The organism is Deinococcus marmoris (assembly GCF_001949125.1).
Classification (GTDB): Bacteria; Deinococcota; Deinococci; order Deinococcales; family Deinococcaceae; genus Deinococcus; species Deinococcus marmoris_A.
The window spans coordinates 36,235-54,472 of record NZ_MSTI01000160.1; the positions used below are offsets into that span (position 1 = coordinate 36,235).

General features: G+C 66.1%; 10 protein-coding genes. 6 read left to right on the forward strand and 4 right to left on the reverse strand.

Annotated features, from left to right (window positions below):
- Positions 1–176: 176 nt before the first annotated feature.
- Both rnr and BOO71_RS23445 read left to right on the forward strand, forming a co-directional pair.
- On the forward strand, positions 177–4,298 hold the full coding sequence (gene rnr / locus BOO71_RS23440) for a ribonuclease R (RefSeq protein ID WP_075836654.1): 4,122 nt from the start codon (positions 177–179) through the stop codon (positions 4,296–4,298).
- 380 nt (positions 4,299–4,678) lie between these two features.
- Positions 4,679–6,712 carry a DNA gyrase subunit B gene (locus BOO71_RS23445; protein ID WP_075836656.1) on the forward strand — a complete coding sequence of 678 codons (2,034 nt, stop codon included), beginning with the start codon at positions 4,679–4,681 and terminating at the stop codon, positions 6,710–6,712.
- A gap of 66 nt (positions 6,713–6,778) precedes the next feature.
- Here the strand turns inward: BOO71_RS23445 and BOO71_RS23450 are convergent, their stop codons facing one another.
- From BOO71_RS23450 to BOO71_RS23465, 4 genes are all read right to left on the reverse strand, one after another.
- Complete coding sequence (locus BOO71_RS23450) at positions 6,779–8,395, reverse strand: S8/S53 family peptidase (protein WP_075836658.1); 1,617 nt, start codon at positions 8,393–8,395, stop codon at positions 6,779–6,781.
- A gap of 57 nt (positions 8,396–8,452) precedes the next feature.
- On the reverse strand, positions 8,453–10,855 hold the full coding sequence (locus BOO71_RS23455) for a hypothetical protein (RefSeq protein ID WP_075836660.1): 2,403 nt from the start codon (positions 10,853–10,855) through the stop codon (positions 8,453–8,455).
- Positions 10,856–11,037: 182 nt separating this feature from the next.
- Positions 11,038–11,535 (reverse strand): acyl-CoA thioesterase, encoded by a 498-nt coding sequence (locus tag BOO71_RS23460; RefSeq protein ID WP_075836662.1) that lies wholly within the window; start codon positions 11,533–11,535, stop codon positions 11,038–11,040.
- The gene (locus BOO71_RS23465) at positions 11,532–11,873 is read right to left on the reverse strand and encodes a 4a-hydroxytetrahydrobiopterin dehydratase (protein WP_083653773.1); all 342 of its coding nucleotides are present in this window, start codon (positions 11,871–11,873) and stop codon (positions 11,532–11,534) included. Before BOO71_RS23465 ends, BOO71_RS23460 begins: the two co-directional genes overlap by 4 nt.
- Before the next feature lie 191 nt (positions 11,874–12,064).
- Between BOO71_RS23465 and BOO71_RS27345 the strand changes: the two genes are divergently transcribed.
- From BOO71_RS27345 to BOO71_RS23480, 4 genes are all read left to right on the forward strand, one after another.
- Positions 12,065–12,247: a hypothetical protein gene (locus tag BOO71_RS27345; RefSeq protein WP_139323155.1), complete on the forward strand. Its 183-nt coding sequence runs from the start codon at positions 12,065–12,067 to the stop codon at positions 12,245–12,247.
- A 111-nt stretch (positions 12,248–12,358) separates the two neighbouring features.
- On the forward strand, positions 12,359–14,944 hold the full coding sequence (mutS, locus tag BOO71_RS23470) for a DNA mismatch repair protein MutS (RefSeq protein ID WP_439823039.1): 2,586 nt from the start codon (positions 12,359–12,361) through the stop codon (positions 14,942–14,944).
- A gap of 170 nt (positions 14,945–15,114) precedes the next feature.
- Entirely contained in the window at positions 15,115–16,512 is a 1,398-nt protein-coding gene (locus BOO71_RS23475) for an FAD-binding oxidoreductase (protein WP_075836667.1), read from the forward strand.
- A gap of 202 nt (positions 16,513–16,714) precedes the next feature.
- Complete coding sequence (locus BOO71_RS23480; protein ID WP_075836669.1) at positions 16,715–18,238, forward strand: 3-keto-disaccharide hydrolase; 1,524 nt, start codon at positions 16,715–16,717, stop codon at positions 18,236–18,238.

Below are 18,238 nucleotides of genomic sequence, written 5' to 3' on the forward strand. Positions count from 1 at the left end.
GCCCCGAGAAGAGGGCCGTGGCATAAAAGAGGCGCAAACCCGAGGAAGCGACAGACCAGTTGCCCGTGGGCGGGCCGCGCGCGTTGATGCTGAACGCCAGAACACAGAAATTGGCCGGATCAACGTGCGCCCACGACATAACCCCACAGGCACGTCCTGAGTAACCAGGTGCGTGAATGCCTAAAGTGAAAAAGCAGGACGCGGCGCGTGAAGTTGTAGAAGTTGTGCAGCCCAGCGCCGAGGTCCAGAAGACAGTGAAGAAGACAGCAGGCCAGCGGCCCAGAAAGACCGCGCCCCAGGCGGCAGATGCCGCACCAGAAATGAGCAAACCCGCAACGACGAGAAAAGCGCCCGCGAAAGCGGCAGTTCCGGCTGCCAGCAAGAAAGCCGCGTCCCGGAAGCCGAAGGCCCAGCCTGAAGTGCTGGTGGCTGAACCTGTGGAAATGGCAATGGTCCAGGTTGAGCCAGTTCAGAGCGAACCCGTTCAGGCCGGACAGCCCCAGCCCAGCAAGGCGAAAAAGGGCAGGAAGCCTGCTCAGGCAGTAGCCCAGGAAGCTCCTGCCGAGGCTGAGGCGACTGTGCCTGACTCAGTCTCTGTCAGCGAGGAACCCGCCGCCGAAGCCACGCCCTCCAAAAAGCCCCGGCAGACGCGCAAGGCTCCTGCCGCGAAGGCGCAGGCCGCACCCGCAGTCCAGACTGAGCCGGAAGTCCCAGAAATCGCGACGCCTGAAGCCCAGACCGAAGCCCCCAAACGGCGGGGCCGCAAAGCTGCTACCCAGGCTGCACCTCTCATTGAAGCTGATGAAGTCGGTGCGCCCGCAATACCACCCGTGATGGAAACGCCCGTGGTGCAGGCTGCCGCCGAGGAAGCTGTTCCCGAAGCTGAGGCCCTTAAACCAGCCCGCCGGGGCCGCAAACCCAGACACATCGAGGCCGCGCCAGAAGCGGTTGAGCCAGAAACAGTCGAAGCGGAAACCAATCCGTTGATTCTGGAAGTTCCCAGGAAGACGCGGGGCCGCAGGAAGGCGCTGTCCGACTCTCCCCTGCCCACAATGCTGGACGGCGTGGAAGCGGTGGAAATGGCACCGGAAGCCACCCACGCCGTGCAGATCGTGTCGGCCCCAGAGGCCGTTCCCGCCGTGGATTCCACGCTGGCCGTGCAGGAAGCCTCCGAGATGCAGCCGGACCCCCAGCCCCGTTCACAGACGCGCGGACGTGGAGGCCGGGGCAAGCGCGCCCAGGTTGAAGCGGCGGCGGCGGTAGAGCCTGAACCCGAAGCAGTGGCAGCGGAAGAAGAGCCGCAGGAAGAAATCCAGCCCATCAGCCCCGAACGCGAACTGGTGATCGCCCAGCTCCGCAAACTGGGACGGCCCGTGCATGTGCGCGATCTGGAACGCACCTTCACGCGGCAGGCCATCAACCGCATTGGCGGCTGGCGCGAGCTGGAGGAGATGCTGGACACCCTGACCGACGACGGTCAGGTGATCCGCACCCGCAAGAAGACCTACGGCCTGCCCGAGGCCATGAGTCTGGTACGCGGGCGCTTCCAGGCGTCGGCGGCAGGCTTCGGCTTCGTCATTCCAGACAGCGGCGGCGACGATTTCTATGTTCCTGCCGAGCAAACGCTGGAAGCCTGGAACGGCGACATCGTGCTGGTCCGCATGGAAGGCCGGGGCGACACGGGCCGCAACGAGGGCGGACGCGGCGGCGGTGGCCCCCGGCGCGGCCAGAAGGGCGACGGCAGCCCGCGCGCCAGCGTGGTCCGCATCGTGCAGCGTGCATACAAGCAACTGGTGGGCACGCTGGAATACAGCCACGGCCACCCGATCCTCAAACCCGACGATCACCGCGCACGCCACCGCATTCTCGTTTTGCCGGAAGGCATCGAGGAATTAGAGGCGGGCGCACGCGTCGTCACCGAACTGTTCTGGCCCGAGAATACGGGTGAGGATGAGGTCTTCGGTCAGGTCACCCGCGTGCTGGGGGCCGAGGACGATCCCGAGACCGAAACCGAAGCCGTCATCGTCAAGTTCGGTCTGCGCGGCGAATTTCCAGAACCTGTGCTGGAGCAGGCCAATGCGATTGCCACCGAGATTCCGGCGGAAGCCCTGCATGGCCGTCTAGACCTGCGCGGCTACAACATCTTCACGGTGGACGGGCGCGACGCCAAGGACTTTGACGACGCCATTCACATCCAGCCCACGCCCGAGGGTAACTTCGTGGTGGGCGTGCATATCGCGGACGTCAGCCACTACGTACAGGAAGGCACCCCGCTGGACGAGGAAGCCTTCGCCCGCGCCACCAGCGTGTACCTGCCGGGCCGCGTGCTGCCGATGCTGCCTGAACACCTCAGCAACGGCGTGTGCAGTCTGGTGCCGGATCAGGACCGCCTGACCCTGACCGCCCTGATCGAGCTGTCCGCCGAGGGCGAGATTCTGGACGTGAAAATTGCGCCCAGCGTCATCAACTCCAAGGCGCGGCTGACCTACGACGAGGTCCAGGCCTACAGCGAGGCCATCGCCACGTTGCCCGAGGCCGCCCGCAATCTGGAGGGAGACCTGCACCTGCTCCTCAAGATCACCTCCAAGCTGCGCCAGAAGCGTTTGCGCGAGGGGTCTCTGGACTTCAAGATGCGCGAGGTCAAGGTGGACGTGGGCAAGGACGGGCGCATGGAGCTGATCCCCATCCGCGAGGAAACGGCGCGCGGCATGATCGAGGACCTGATGCTGCTGGCGAACAAGGTGGTGGCCCGCTTTCTGATCGGGCGCGACATTCCCGCCCTGTTCCGCATCCACGAGGAACCCACCCTGCAACGCTTCCAGGACGTGACGGCGGCCATCGGGCGGCTGGGCTTCGCCTTCCCCGGCGGCGAGCCAACGCCCCAGGCGTACCAGGCCGTGCTGAAGGAAGTGCGCGGCACCAACCGCGAGAGCGTCGTGAATACGCTGCTCCTTCGCTCCATGCAGCAGGCCAAGTACTCGGGTGAGAACCTGGGCCACTTCGGACTGGCATTTGACGAGTACCTGCACTTCACCTCCCCTATCCGCCGGTACCCCGATCTGCTGGTCCACCGGGTCATCAAAGGCATTCTGAGCGGCGAACTCAAGGCGGGCAACCGCGAGGTGGCGCTGCTCCAGGGCCGTCTGCCCGGCATGGGGGACCACACCAGCGAACGCGAACGCACGGCTTCCGAGGCTGAGCGGGACCTGACCAAGTACTACCAGGCCAAGTGGGCGCAGGAACATCTGGGCGAGTCCTTCCCCGGCAACGTGTCGGGCGTGGTGGCCAGCGGGCTGTACGTCATGCTGGACAATGGCGTGGAAGGCAAGCTGCACATCAGCAACCTGGACGACGACTACTACATGTACCTGGAAGACGCGCAGATGCTCAAGGGCCGCAGCCGCAACAAGAGCTTCCGCCTGGGCGACAGCGTCAACGTCACCATCAGCACCGTCAAACCACTGGCCCGCCAGACCGATTTCACAATGGCCGACCCCACCGACCCGGACTACAGACCCGGCAACTTCAATGAGGAGAACGACATGGATTCACCCGTCAAACCCCGCGCCCGCCGCCGCGATGACCGCGAGCAGGAAAAGCGCGAGAAATTACAGAGCGTCCCGGTCAGCGAGCCGCGCAAATTCACGCTGGAAGACCCGGCCCCCGCCGCCTCGTCCTCTGCCGACGCTTCCCCCCGCCAGGGCGGACGCGGGCGCGGAGGCCAGGGCAATCCGGGCCGGGGCCAGCAGGGGGGCCGCACCTTCGGCGGCGTCAGCATGGACGGCAACGGGGGCGGTGAAGTCGGCGGCAACAGTGGCGGCAACTCCGGCCCCCGGCGCGGCGCGCGGCGTGTGGTCACGCTGGAGCGCCCCCGCAACGAACACCTGCGCCCCGTGAACATCACCGTGCAGCGCATGTACTTCGGCGACTGGACGCTGGAGAACATGCCCCCCGACGACGGCAACGATGGCGGTGGACGCCGCGACTTTAGCCGGGGTGGACGCGGCGTGCAGGAACGCGGCAGCAACAACCGGGGCAGCGCTTCACGCGGCGAGCGCGGCCACACGCGCGGCGGCAGTGACCGGGGCGCAGTCCAGCGCCCGAACGGACGCCCGCAGGGGCAGCGCGGGGGCCAGAGCAATTCACAGGGAGGCAGCACCCCGCAGGGGCAGGCCGCAACGCCCGTCCAGACCCAGACTGCGGCCCCACAACCTGCCCAGGCCAGCGCCGCCCAGAGTGACGACGCCAAACGCCGCCGCCGCCGCAGGGGCCGCAGAGGCACGGGCGGCACAGAGTAAGACAGGTCAGGAAGACCAGTCGAAGAACCACATCAAGAGCGCGGCTCCCATTCTCTTCGGAGATTTGGGGCCGCGTTTTTCACGGTCTGCCGTATCCCTAAAAGTACAGGAGTTGGGCACTGTTCCCTGACAGCATTCCAGGGCAGACTGCAACCATCCTGATAACCCCCAGAACATACCGCCAGCACGGCTTTTTCGGACTTTCCAAACTCTATATCTTTATTATGCTATACACGTAATTTTGTTGACCTATTTCAACTGCTGTAGTATACTGAGTAGCGAGAAAGGGCGTCCCTGAGCGCCTATCAGTCCCAATCAACCCTCTCCTCTCAATTTGGCGTAAGCCCGCGTCAAAGCCGGGTGTGCGCCGCAGGAGTCAAATGACCAAACTTGAAGACCAGAACACTGCTCCAGTTGCCCAAACCTCAGCAACCCAGTCGCGCGTCGTGGGCGGGCCGGGTGCCGAGTACACCGCCGCCGATATCTCTGTCCTGAAAGGGCTGGAAGCCGTTCGCAAACGCCCCGGCATGTACGTGCAGGGCGGCACGGGCGTTGACGGCTACCACCAACTGCTGACCGAGATCATCGACAACGCCATTGACGAGGGCACTGCCGGATTCGCCGACGAGATCCACGTCATCATGCACGCCGACGGCAGCGCCACCGTGACCGACAACGGACGCGGCATTCCCGTGGACATGATGGAATCCGAGGGCCGCCCCGCCATTGAAGTGATCTTTACCGAGCTGCACGCCGGGGGCAAGTTCGGCCAGGGTGCGTACAAGGTCTCTGGCGGGCTGCATGGCGTCGGCTCCAGCGTGGTCAACGCGCTGAGTACCTATCTGGACGTGACCGTCAACAAGGGCGGCAAGCTGCATCACATCCGCTTCGAGCAGGGCGCGGTGACCACGCCGCTGGAAGTGCTGGGCGACACCCCCAGTGACGTGACCTGGGCCACCAAGGTCAGTTTCCACCCCGACGCGGGCGTGTTCAAGGAGTTCGACAATGCGTTCAGCTATGACCGCATCCGGGGTCGCCTGCGGGAACTGGCGTACCTGACGGGCCTGAAGATCGTGGTCCGCGACGAGCGCACCGAACTGCACGCCGGAGAGGTCCGCGAGGAAGTCTTCTACGAGCAGGGCGGCATCGCCAACTTTGCCCGCGCGCTGGTGGTGGACGACAGCAAGCTGCTGTATGACCAGCCCATCGTGATGCGCGGCACGCACAGCGACGTGGTGGTGGAAGTGGCCTTTATCCACGCCAACACCTACGCCAGCGACAACATCCTGACCTACGCCAACATGATCCGCACCCGCGACGGCGGCACGCCGCTGACCGGGTTCAAGACCGCCTACACGCGCATTCTGAACAAGTACGCCAAAGACAAGAACATGATCAAGTCCGGCAATCCGGTGCCCAGCGGCGACGATCTGCTGGAAGGCATCTACTGCGTGGTCAGCGTGCAGCTTGGCGAGCCGCAGTTCGAGTCCCAGGCCAAGGTCAAACTGCTGAACAGCGAGGCGCAAACGGCAGTGAACGCCGTGGTGGGCGAGAAGTTCGCCGAGTTCCTGGAAGAGAACCCCAAGGTGGGCAAGACCATCGTGGAGAAGGCCGCCGAGGCCGCCCGCGCCCGCGAGGCCGCCCGCAAGGCCCGCGACATCGTGCGCCGCAGCAACCCCCTGGAAAACGACGATCTGCCCGGCAAGCTGGCCGACTGCTCCAGCCAGGACCCCGCCGAGTCCGAGATGTTCATCGTGGAAGGCATCAGTGCGGGCGGCAGCGCCAAGGGTGGACGTGAGCGCCGCTTCCAGGCCATCCTGCCCCTGCGCGGCAAGATCCTGAACGTGGAAAAGGCCGAGCTGAACAAGATCCTCAAGAACGCGGAAATCCGGGCACTGATCGCCGCCATCGGCGCGGGCGTGGAAGGCACCGGGGACCGGATGCACTTTGACCTTTCAAATTTGCGCTACCACAAGATCATCATCATGACCGACGCGGACATGGACGGCGGGCACATCGCCACGCTGCTGCTGACCTTCTTCTACCGCTACATGCGCCCCGTCGTGGAGGCCGGGTACCTGTACATCGCCCAGCCGCCGCTGTACCGCATCACGGTGGGCCGCGAGAAGAAGGGGGCTTACCTGTACGACGAGAGCGCCCTGAAAGTGGCGGTGGCCGCCGCCAACAAGGAAGGCAAGAAGTACGACATCCAGCGCTTCAAGGGCCTGGGCGAGATGAACGCCGATCAACTGTGGGACACCACCATGAACCCCGAAACCCGCGCTATGAAGCGCGTGGGCATCGAGGACCTGATCGTCGCCAACGAAGTCTTTGAGGACCTGATGGGCAACGAAGTCGCCCCGCGCAAGCTGTTCATTCAGGAAAACGCGAGGTTTGCCGAGATCAGCGTCTAGAGTTTCCCTCCAAAAAGCCCCTCCTCCAGATCGGAGGAGGGGCTTTTTGCTTGGTCTACCTCCCCGTTACGGGCAAGCGCGCACCACGCTCAGCGGCAATGGCAACTGCCCTGGCGTATTCACGAAGGGCATGAAGGGAATACCCGGCTTGCAGGCCATCCAGTTCGCCAGCACGCCTGAAACCACGGGCGCGGCGAAGCTGGAGCCGAAATAGGGCAACCGGTTAAACCAGAATTCGCCGGGGGCCTGCACGCTGGGCGGCGGGGTGATCACGCCCGGCGACAGCATGCCCCGGTTGTACGTCGCCATTTGCAGCGTGGCCACGTCCCAGCCCGCCACGCTCAGGAGCATGGTGGGGGCTTTGGGATCAGCCGAGGTGGCAAAGCTCCCGCTCCAGTCCGCCGGATAGTGGTTGCAGCGGTCCCCTGGAACCAGCCCGGCGCAGTCGTCGCGGTTGCCATACGAGGCCGCCGTGGGCACGCCCGCTGCCGCCACCTCGCGCAGCGCCCATAGCAGGCCCAGCGCCGGATAAGAGCCGCCCGCGCTGAGGTTGACCACATGCTTGCCGCCCTTGCGGGCTTCCTCGGCCACGGCACACAGGGCCTTGACGGTGTTCAGGGTGGAACAGTCGCCGTTCTTATCGCAGACCTGCTGGTAGTCCAGCGCCGCGCCAGGAGAGACCACCTGGGCCACCTGTCCGGCAATGGAGCCGTGATAGGGCCGATTCTTGTAAACGGTGTTGTAGTAATTCACCTCACCCTGCGTCACGAATGGGTCTGCGGAATTACTGGCCGTGTCCAGCACATGAATCACCACGCCCTTGCCATTGCCAGTGGGGGCGTCCAGGAACTTCTTGATGACCGTGCTGGGCGGCTCGTTCTGGTAGGGGGCCTGCTCGGGATGTCCGTAGGTGGACGGGTCGATGCCCAGACTTCCCCCGAACAGCAGATTCAACAACGAGATGACCTGACCCGTCGGCAGACCGGAAGAAGGCAGAAGACCGGCCACCTGTCCGCAGAACTGGCTCGGCTGGGGTTGGGGGACAGGCAGAGGAAATTTTGAAATGTTCAGCTCTGGACGCAGGGTGGCCGGGGAAGCCAGGGCCTGTTTGCCGGGCGTGCGACCCGAGAGCAGCGGCTGAAAGTCCGGTAATTTCAGGGCAGACAGGCGCTCGATAGTATTCGTCAACTCTGGCGGGCACGAGCCTTTACAGTCGCCCAGCAGTCGGTTCAACCTGTCGCGGTAGGTCTTCTGAATGTCCGCCAGATCAGACGCGGCGGCATACAGCACGGTGTCCTGCGAGGCCGACTCCAGGGGCAGCACCGTCAGGCTCAGGCCCAGTCCTGGCTGGGACAACAGACCGGTGAACTCGACGGGCTGTGGGCCTCCGCCCGCCTTTTCCGGCACCGTGAAGCGCAACCAGCCTGAAGTCGGGTCCGTGGTGTAGTCCGCCGTCTGGCCGCCCACCCGCACTTTTCCCTGCGGCGATGCCGCGCGCGGCGCGTCGATCAACCACACCGGATCGCCAGGGGCCGCGACAGGCGGAAAGACGCGGGCCTGACCGTCTCTGGGCGGCTCGGTGGGATTGCCCGGATTCCCGCACCCGGTCATCACCGCCCCCAGAACGCACAGCAAGCCCACCACCAGCCACCGCCACACGGCAAATCTCTTCAGTCCAATCATGTATACCTCCACAGAAGTCAGGATGCGCCCGCCGCCATGATCAGGCCGTGACCGGGATCAGGAGCGCAGGGAGAGGGTGCTGGACGGCGTAACGATCCTGGCGTTTCGTCGAATGTGGTCCACCAGTTCGTTCTGACCGGCCCGGCCAAGCATTTCCAGGGTGTCCTCGAAAGCGGTCAAATCTCCCTCGATCTCGCTCAGGTTGCTCAGGGTCAGCCCCATTTGCCGGATGCTGCCCGTCCCCCGCAGATGGTCCAGGGTGGCCCGATACAGGGCGGCGGCCTCCTTCAAGTGGCCCTGTAAATGTCGGCGAACGCCCATATTGCCCAGGGCCGAGGCCAGACCCAGCTTGTCGCCCGCCGTGGTCAACTCCGCAATCGCCTCCTCCATGACCCCATCAGACAGTTCGGCCTGACCGACATCAATCAGCGCCTGGGCGTAATTGACCAGCGCCGTTCCCCGAATGCTGGGCAGCCCCCTGGACCCTTCCAGCACGTCGCGGAATGCTTCGGCGGGCGCAGCCCCCAGGCGGACTTTCATCTTTGCCACCAGCACCAGTTCACCCAGTCGCTCTCTTTCGTTTCCGCCGAGTTGCCACAGATCGGCGGAAATCTGGGCATAACGCCGCGCCTCGTCCCACTGCTCCCGAATCCGGGCAGCGCCTGCCAGCACGCTCGCCGCCCGCGCCGCTTCCGGCCCGCTGCCCCTGACTTCATGGGCCAGCGCGGCGGCTTCCTCGTGGCGGCCCAGGCGCACCAGGGCGGTGGCGCGGGCCACGGTCACGGCTCCCTCGGTCTGCCGGGCAGGCTCCAGCTTTTGCAGGCGGGCCAGGGCCTCGGCGTAACGCCCCGCGCCCAGCAAGGCCCAGGCGTGCGGCACCGCCAGTTCGGAGCGGTGGGGAAAAGAGTCCAGCAGATTCACGGCCTTGCCGGGGTAACCGCGTTCCAGCAGGGTCTCGGCACGCAGGGCCACCGCGTGGGCGGCGCGGTCCTCGTCGGCGTCTTCCCACAGGTCACGGGCGGCGGCGTAATGGGGCCAGGCCGTTTCCTCGGGCAGGGCACGGGCCAGTTTCAGATGCAGCAGATGGGCCTGGACGTGCAGCCGCTCGATCTTCTCGCGGGCGACGGCAGCGGCGTAGACCTGCCCGTTCTCACGGATCAGGCCCTCCAGGGTCAGGCGGCTCAGGATCAGGGCAAAGTCGCCAGCGTTGAGGCCCAGCGCGCGGGACGTGGCACGCAGGTCCGGCGTTTCCTGCAAGGCCAGCAGCAGGAAGGCGTCGCGGGTTGCCGTGGGCAGGGCGCGGATTCTGGCCCCCTGGCGTCCGTCCAGCGCCTCACCGGACAGCGCCGCGCCCACCAGCAGCGGGTGACCCTCAGTCAGGGCGTGCAGCCCCGGCTGATCTGTCAGGGCCTCCGGGGGCAGCGGCCCCAGTTCCAGATGCAGGTCCACGTCGAAGGGGGGATAGCGGCGCGAGACGATCACCAGCGCCGCGCCGGGACGCTGGCGGGCGGCCAGAGCCAGGGCGGCCTGTGTAGCGTCGTCCGCGCCCTCCCAGTGGTCCACAGCCACGCGCAGAGATGGATTACGCAGTGGAGCCAGCGGGGCAGTGGAACTGATCGGTGCGCCACGCCCCGCCAGCGGTTCCAGCGTGCCGTAGGGGCGGTCTGCGCGGGCCTGGAGGACCGTCCAGCCGCCCGCGCGGGCCAGGGCCAGCAGCAGCGCGCTCTTGCCCATGCCGCCGGAACCGCTGATCCAGGCGACGTCCCCGGCCCCCAGCCGCGCGAGCTGTTCCAGTTCCTGTTCCCGGCCCACGAACGGGGCCGCCGCCAGTTCGGGGGCCACCCCCAGCGTCAGCCCCAGCGCATGCGCCTCACGCTCGATCCCCCCGGCCAGCGGATGCCCGGCCAGATGCAGCAGGTGATGCAGACGGGGCAGCTCCAGCTCATCGGGGGGCGGCGCGCCCGGCACACCCAGGGCGCGGGCAGCCAGTTCCCCGGCAAAGGCCGCGCGCCCATGCGCCGCCGCCGCCGCCGCCAGATTGAGCCACAACCCCCGGACCTCGCGGGCCAGCGTCTCGCGGGTCTCATAGACCCATTCCTCCAGATCCGCGCCCAGTGGAATGTTCAGTGTGTCCAGAAAGGGACCGCCGTACAGCGCCGTGGCCCCCTCCAGATGATTGCCCTGGGCCAGTTGGCGCAGCTCTTGCACGTCGCAGCAGACCTCCGCGCCCGCCTCCACCCGACTGCCGTCTTCCTGCACCGCGCCGGGCAAGGTGCGCAGATGCACCAGATGCTGCGCCAGGCTGTTCATGGGATTGGCCGCTTCCGGCCAGAACAGGTCCGCCAGACGGCGGCGCGGCTGCGGTCCCTCGACACACAGATACGCCAGGAGCAGCAGCACCTTCTGACGGCGGAAAGTGCTGCCCTCCACGGACAGCCCTCCCAGGGTCCGCAATTTCATAGACCCCTATTCTGAGCTTCAATAGTTAGGAATGCAACAAAGTACCGATTTTTCCTGATTGGATGGAGTGAAAACTACGTTCTGTCACATCAAGCAAAGAAAGTGCCGGGGCATCAACGTGCAGAACCCGCGTGATACTTTTCCTCAATACGTCAATGATGTGATAAAAGTCTCGTTTTCTGTCAACTGCCAGGAAGCTGCTTCTGGACGCCGAAGCCAAAGCGGTCTATAACCTCGGCGGGAGCGCGTCTGGGACGGCCCGTGACGGGGTCCACCCAGACCCACTCGGTCTGACACTCGGCCAGCCGCACGCCGAGGTCCGCTGGATCGCTGCTGTTCAGGCGGTCAATGGTGTAGGCGCGCACGCTGCGCAGGCCCGCGTGGACGGTCAGCGCCGTGCGGACGCGCACCCGGTCCCCCAGCAGCGCCGGGCGGTGGTAATTGATCACATGCTGGCGCGCCACCGGCACCGCCCCCAGCGCACGCAGCGCCTCCGTGCCCATGCCCAGCCGTTCGGCATGGGCGCGGGCCACCCCTTCACACCACACCAGATAGACCGTGTTGTTGACGTGATCCATCTCGTCCAGATGCTCCGGCCCCACGGTCAGCATCTGCTGGTGCCGCCGCGTGGGCAGCAGACTGTCCCACAGGGTATCGGCGTCGGGAATGCTGAGTTTCAACCTTCCGCGCCGCCTTCGGGTTTGGCCGCCAGATCGAACAGATCGTTGACGGCCTGCGCGCCCGCGATATCCGCCCCCGTGACGCCGCCCGCATCGTGGGTGAAGTAGTTGAGTTTGACCCGTTTATAAAAAATGTGGATGTCCGGGTGGTGGCCCTGTTCCTCGGCCAGCGCCGCCACCCGCACGGCGAAATCCACCCCGGCCCCATAGCTGTCGAAGGTGAATTCGCGGAACAGCAGGCCGTCGTCGCCCCACCATCCGGCAGGTTTGAGGTCATGCACGTCGCCGTCGGTCAGTTTGCGGTCCGGGTCGTAGCCCATGCGGGGATCGTATGCCATGACCCGGCATTTTACGGGACTTGAGCCGCCTTGAGGAACGCGTGATCGAAACACCAACGTTTCATGGTTCCCAGTGAAAGAACACCCACAGTAAAACAGCGGTTGAGAGCCGTAAAATTCACGCAGTCAGAAAATTTTCAGAGGCTTTTTCCTATAGTCTGTCTCAGGTTCAACTTAGCGAGGTGTCTGACATGAATGTCTGGATTCGCCGTTTTCGTTCCTTTCTCAATCCCGCCCGTGCCTCCGCCCCGATGGTCCCTGTATTGCTGACCCAGTCTGGCTTCCAGCACGGCCACCCGGCCACCTCACCCCGTTCCAGCGCACCGCCCATCACCGAGCTTGACCTGTTGCGGGCCTTTGGCTGCGACGTGTGAGTCGGAGACAGCGGTCATTCACTCCACAAGCCTCCATCAGACCACAGCCCTGAACACTGCACCCGCTCCCATCCGGCGCGGGTTTTTTCTGCCATTGCCGCGCAACTCTCCATGCCCGCCAGCCGCGCCCGCTATGCTGCCCGGCATATGCGGGTGGCTCAGAACGTGTTGAAGGGAACGGGCAACGGGGCGCTGCCGCCGATGCTGGAACAGTACGTGAAAATGCGCGACGAGGTGGCCGCGCAGCTCCCGCACGCCATCCTGCTGTTTCAGGTGGGCGACTTCTACGAAACGTTCGGTGAGGACGCCGAGCGCACCGCCCGGTTGCTGCGAATCGCGCTGACCCACAAGAGCAGTCGGGAATTCAGCACGCCGATGGCCGGGATTCCGCTGCGGGCGCTGGACAACAACGTGGAAAGGTTGCTGGCGGCGGGCGTGTGCGTGGCCGTGGCCGATCAGGTGGAAGAACCCGGCAGCGGGCTGGTGGAACGCAAGGTCACGCAACTGCTGACCCCCGGCACCGTGACCGAGGAGCGGCACCTGAGCGCCGACGAGAACTATCTGGCGGCGGTGGCAACGGGCGACGGCTACGCACTGGCCCTGCTGGACGTGAGTACCGGCGAATTCCGCTGCGCCGCCTTTCACACCCGCTCGGCGCTGTACGACGAACTGTCGCGCTGGCGGGCGCGCGAGGTGTTGCTGGCCCCCGAACTGTCGGGGAATCCGGCGCTGCTCTCGGACTTTCAGACCCGCTTTCCGGTGATGCTCTCCCCGGCCAACTTTGAGGAAGCGGGCTGCTGTGACGAGCTGAAGGCCGTGCTGAGCGAGGTTCCGGGCAGCCTGACCTCGGCGGCGCTGAGGCGGGCCTGCGGGGCAGTACTGGGCTACGCGCGCGTGACGCAGCAGGGCGAGTTGGGGATGGTCCGCCGCGCGGTGCGCTTTGAGCCGGGGGCGCACATGCGGCTGCCCGAGGCGGCGGTGCGGGCGCTGGAGCTGTTCACGGCACAGGCTCCGGGGGGCGTCACGCTGATGGACGTGCTGTCCCAGACGCGCACAGCAGGGGGGCGGCGACGCCTGCGGGCCTGGCTGCGCGCGCCCTTGCTGGACGAGCTGAGCATCCGCGCCCGCCTGGACAGCGTGGAAAACCTGACCCGCGCCGCCGACTTGCGAAACGGCGTGCGTTCGTTGCTGTACCGCGCCCACGATCTGGAACGCCTTTCGGCCCGCGTCGCCACCCGCCGTGCCACCCCGCGCGAAGTCGCCTCGCTGGCGCGCACGCTGGAGCTGCTGCCAGAAGCCGTACGTTTGCTGGACGGACTGGACGGCCTGCTGGGCGGCGTGCGCGCCCGCCTCGCCGGACTGCCCGAAGTCGTGACCCGCATCCGCGCCGCCCTGGTGGACGATCCGCCCATCCGCGCCGGGGATGGCGGGCTGATCCGCGACGGCTTCCACGGCGGCCTGGACGAGCTGAGAAACGGGGCCGTGGGCCACCGCGCCTGGCTGGCCGAACTAGAAATTTCAGAGCGGGCACGCACCGGAATAGGCAACCTGAAAGTCGGCTTCAACAACGTCTTCGGCTATTTCCTGGAAGTGACCGGGCCACACCTGTCCAAAGTCCCCTCCGATTACCGCCAGATCGCCACCCTCAAGGACCGCGCCCGTTTTACGCGCCCCGATTTGCGCGAACGCGAGCGCGAGATCGCCCGGCTGGAAGCGGCGGCGGGACGGCTGGAGCTGGAAGTCTTCACCGAGTTGCGCGACGGTCTGACCGCCCACGCCGAAGCGCTCTCGGAGGCGGCGGGGGCGCTGGCCGAGCTGGACGTGCTGGCGGCCCTGGCCGAGATCGCCGTGGACTGCGGCTGGACACGCCCGCAGACCGCAGACGGTGGTGGGGCCAGATTAATTCAGGCGCGGCATCCGGTGGTGGAACAGGCCACCGGCGGCAAGTTCGTTCCCAACGACGCCACCCTGGGCGCGGGCCGCACCACGCTGCTGCTGACCGGGCCGAACATGGCGGGCAAGTCCACCTACCTGCGAACCGTCGCCATCTGCGCGCTGCTGCACCAGATCGGCTCCTTCGTGCCAGCAGACGGGGCCGACTTGCCCGTGTACGACGCCATCCACACCCGCATCGGCGCGTCGGACGATCTGGCCGGCGGGCGCAGCACCTTCATGGTGGAGATGTCGGAGCTGGCCGCCATCCTGCACGGCGTCACGGCCCGCAGTCTGGTAATTCTGGACGAGGTGGGGCGCGGCACCTCCACGCTGGACGGCCTCGCCATCGCGCAGGCGGCGCTGGAACATCTGCACGCGACAGGGGCGCACACGCTGTTTGCCACCCACTACTTTGAGCTGACGCGCCTGGAAGGCGAGCATCCCGGCCTGATCAACCTGCACGTCGCCGCCGAGGAGGACACAAACGCCCACGATGGACGCGGCGGCCTGACCTTCTACCATCAGGTCATCCCCGGCGCGGCCCGCCAGAGCTACGGCGTGGAAGTCGCGCGGCTGGCGGGCCTTCCCGCCCCCGTGACTGCCCGCGCCGCCCGCCTGCTGACCGCCCTGAACACCGGCAGCGACGATGGCCGATTAACCCGCGAACTGGCCGCCCTGGACCTGGGCCGCCTGACGCCAATGCAGGCGCTGGAGCTGCTGAACAGTTGGCAGCGGGAAGTGGTAGGTGCGGAGAAGGTCTAAGGGCTAAAATACAGAGCAGGACACGCTTTTTTGTTTTACTTTTCGGAGTCAGAAATCCCAGCGCAGGTGCTTTTGGCCCCTCTCCCCTTGCGGGGGAGGCTGGGAGGGGGAACCGCAAACGCCTTCACAGCGCCCTCCGACTGAAACAGCACCCCCCAAAGGAGCCATCCATGCCCTCCCAAATCCCCCGCCCCGATACCCTCTCCCCCGCCGCCCTGGACGCCTTAAAAGCCCATTTTGGCGAGAAGCTGGACACCACCGCCGCTGCCCTGGAATCGCATGGCCGCGACGAGAGCCGCCAGGAATCTGCCCTGCCGCACGCCGTTCTGTTCACCCAGACCGAGGCGGACGTGGTGGACGCACTGAAACTGGCCTCCGAACACGGCTTTCCCGTCGTGCCGTTCGCGGTGGGCAGCAGCCTTGAGGGACAGGTGGTGCCGGTAAAGGGCGGGCTGTCGCTGGACGTGAGCGGCATGAAGGCCGTGCTGGAGGTGGCGGCAGGCGGCTTCCAGGCCACCGTGCAGCCGGGCCTGACCTACCCGGAACTGAACCGCCAGATACGCCATCTGGGCCTGTTTTTTCCCGTTGATCCCGGAGCAGAGGCCAGTCTAGGCGGCATGGCATCCACCAATGCCAGCGGCACGGCGGCGGTGCGCTACGGCACCATGCGCGACAACGTGCTGGAACTGCGGGTGGCCCTGACCAACGGCGAGGTGATCCGGGTGGGCAGTAAGGCCCGCAAGACCAGCGCCGGATATGACCTCAAGAACCTGTTTATTGGGGCAGAAGGCACCCTGGGCGTCATCACCGAGCTGACGGTCAAGCTGTGGCCCCTGCCCGCGAATCTGGTGGTGTTGCGGGCCAATTTTGAAACGCTGGGAGCGGCGGCCCGGTGTGCCGTAGACATCATGGGGGCGGCGCTGCAACCTGAACGGCTGGAGCTGATTGACGAACGCCAGATTCACGCCGTCAACGTTCACAAGGGCACCGACTTTCCCGAAGCGCCGACGCTGTGGATAGAGCTGGCCTCTCCCAGTTCGGCGGCGCTGGCCGAGGCGCTGGAGCTATGCCGCGAACTGGTCACGGACGGCGGGGGCATCGACCTGCACGCTGCCTACAGCGCCGAGGAACGCGCGAAACTGTGGGAGGCCCGCCACCACGCCTATTACGCCATCACCGCACTAAATCCCGGCCACATCAACATGACCACGGACCTGTGCGTGCCGCTGCATCAGTTGCCGGAAGTGGTGGAATTCACCCGGCAGGAGGCAGATGCGGCGGGACTGGACGCCAGCATCGTGGGGCATGTCGGGGACGGCAATTTTCATGTGCTGTTCCACGCGCTGCCCGACGACGCGGAGACGTGGGCCAGGGTCAATGCGGTTTATGACGCCATGATCACTGAGACATTGGCACGCGGCGGCACCTGCACGGGCGAACACGGCGTCGGGCTGCACAAACGCGCCTATCTGGCCCGCGAACACGCCGACACGCTGGGGCTGATGCGCGGCATCAAGGCGCTGCTGGACCCAGCGGGACTGCTGAATCCGGGGAAGATTCTGCCCTGAGCGTCAGGGGTGGGATCAGGGAGAAGATGCCTGGGAGAAAAGATGACCGGGAGATCAACGCGGCCTGAGCGGCGCTGGGCTGCGCCTCTCACCAACGTGGGAAATGATGGATGGGCAGTTGCACCCGCCCCTCCACTTCCTACGCCACCTGCCCCGTCCCAGATGCCCAGTCGCGGATACCCAGTCCCAGACAAGGAGTTCCATGTCCAACGCTTTCCCTCCACCCGCCCCGGTCCGCTGCCAGCCCTGGCCAACCATTCGCCGCATTGGCCTGGGCCTGCTGCTGGGCGGAACGCTCTCGGCCTGCGCCGGGGTGTCGGGGACGGCGGCAGTCCCCGACGCGGCGGATGAGCTGGCCCCCGCCCTTCAGCCCCAGACCGCCTGGACCCCGCTGTTCAACGGCACGGACCTGAGTGGCTGGACCTCCTGGCTGCCCTCGCGCGGTGCGGGCAATGATCCAGAAGGCGTGTTTAAAGTCCAGGGCGGCGAGCTTCGCGTACTGAATATCGCGCCCACCGCCGGGGACCGGGACTTCGGCTATCTGCTGACCGATAAACGCTACGCCAACTACCGGCTGCGGCTGCAATACCGCTGGGACCAGCAGAAGTTCTCTCCGCGTGCGGCTGATGCACGGGATTCGGGCGTGCTGTACCACGTCACTGGCCCCAACAGGATCTGGCCCGCCAGCGCGGAATTTCAGATTCTGGAAGGGGGCACCGGGGACCTGTGGCAACTGAGCGGCACCAACCTGACGTCCACCGTCCGCGATCCAGGCGCGCAGGAGTTGCAATATGACCCCTTCGGCCAGCCCGTGACCACCAGCAACGGGGCCGACAGCTACCGCCGCATGGTCCGCGCGGGCGGCGTGCAGGAGCTGCCGGACTGGAACACGCTGGAACTGGTGGTCTCCGGCGACGAGGCCACGCAGATCGTCAACGGGCAACTCGCGGCGCAGGCCACGCACCTGCGCGCGCCGGACGGCTCGGCCCTGACCGCTGGCCGCATTGCGCTCCAGGCCGAGGGCGCAGCCGTGTCCTACCGCGACATCGAACTGCGTCCGCTGGCGTACCTGACCCCGCCCCCTGACGCGCAGGTGCTGCTGGGCGATTCCAGTACCACGCAGGGTGTCAACAGCGACTGGCAGGACCGGCGGGGTGGCGACGTGAGGTGGCCCGTGCAGGACGGCGCGCTGACCGTTCAGCCCAGCGGCAATCCCCAGGACACCAATGACATCCGCACGCGGGGCAGCTTCGGGGACTTCCGGCTGCATCTGGAATTCCGGGTGCCCGCCAGCCGCGCGGGTCTGGCCGAGCAGGACCGGGGCAACAGCGGCGTGTACCTCCAGGGCCGCTACGAGGTGCAGATTCTCGATTCCTTTGGGGCGAAGCTGGCAGGTGAAGATGATCTCGGGGCCGTCTACGGCCAGCACGACGCCAGCAGCAACGCGGCTTTGCCGTCCGGGACGTGGCAGAGCTACGACATCGACTTCCGTGCCGCGCGCTGGGAGAACGGACAGAAGACCGGGGACGCCCGCGCCACGGTGTACCTCAACGGCGAGAAGGTGCAGGACGACGTGGCCCTGAGCGCCTCCACCCTGCTGGGTGACCCGGAGGCCGATTCGCCGGGACCCATCGTGTTGCAGGACCACGGCAGCAAGGTCAGTTTCAGGAACGTCTGGGTGCTGCCAGAGGCGGAGCTGCCCACATTGCCGCCGACGAATCCATAA

What these genes read in the sequence shown, in the direction of transcription:
- rnr (WP_075836654.1), top strand. Translation starts at nt 177, where the DNA reads ATGCCTAAAGTGAAAAAGCAGGACGCGGCGCGTGAAGTTGTAGAAGTT.
- BOO71_RS23475 (WP_075836667.1), top strand. Translation starts at nt 15,115, where the DNA reads ATGCCCTCCCAAATCCCCCGCCCCGATACCCTCTCCCCCGCCGCCCTG.
- mutS (WP_439823039.1), top strand. Translation starts at nt 12,359, where the DNA reads ATGCCCGCCAGCCGCGCCCGCTATGCTGCCCGGCATATGCGGGTGGCT.
- BOO71_RS23445 (WP_075836656.1), top strand. Translation starts at nt 4,679, where the DNA reads ATGACCAAACTTGAAGACCAGAACACTGCTCCAGTTGCCCAAACCTCA.
- BOO71_RS23480 (WP_075836669.1), top strand. Translation starts at nt 16,715, where the DNA reads ATGTCCAACGCTTTCCCTCCACCCGCCCCGGTCCGCTGCCAGCCCTGG.
- BOO71_RS23465 (WP_083653773.1), bottom strand. Translation starts at nt 11,873, where the DNA reads ATGGCATACGATCCCCGCATGGGCTACGACCCGGACCGCAAACTGACC.
- BOO71_RS23455 (WP_075836660.1), bottom strand. Translation starts at nt 10,855, where the DNA reads ATGAAATTGCGGACCCTGGGAGGGCTGTCCGTGGAGGGCAGCACTTTC.
- BOO71_RS23450 (WP_075836658.1), bottom strand. Translation starts at nt 8,395, where the DNA reads ATGATTGGACTGAAGAGATTTGCCGTGTGGCGGTGGCTGGTGGTGGGC.
- BOO71_RS27345 (WP_139323155.1), top strand. Translation starts at nt 12,065, where the DNA reads ATGAATGTCTGGATTCGCCGTTTTCGTTCCTTTCTCAATCCCGCCCGT.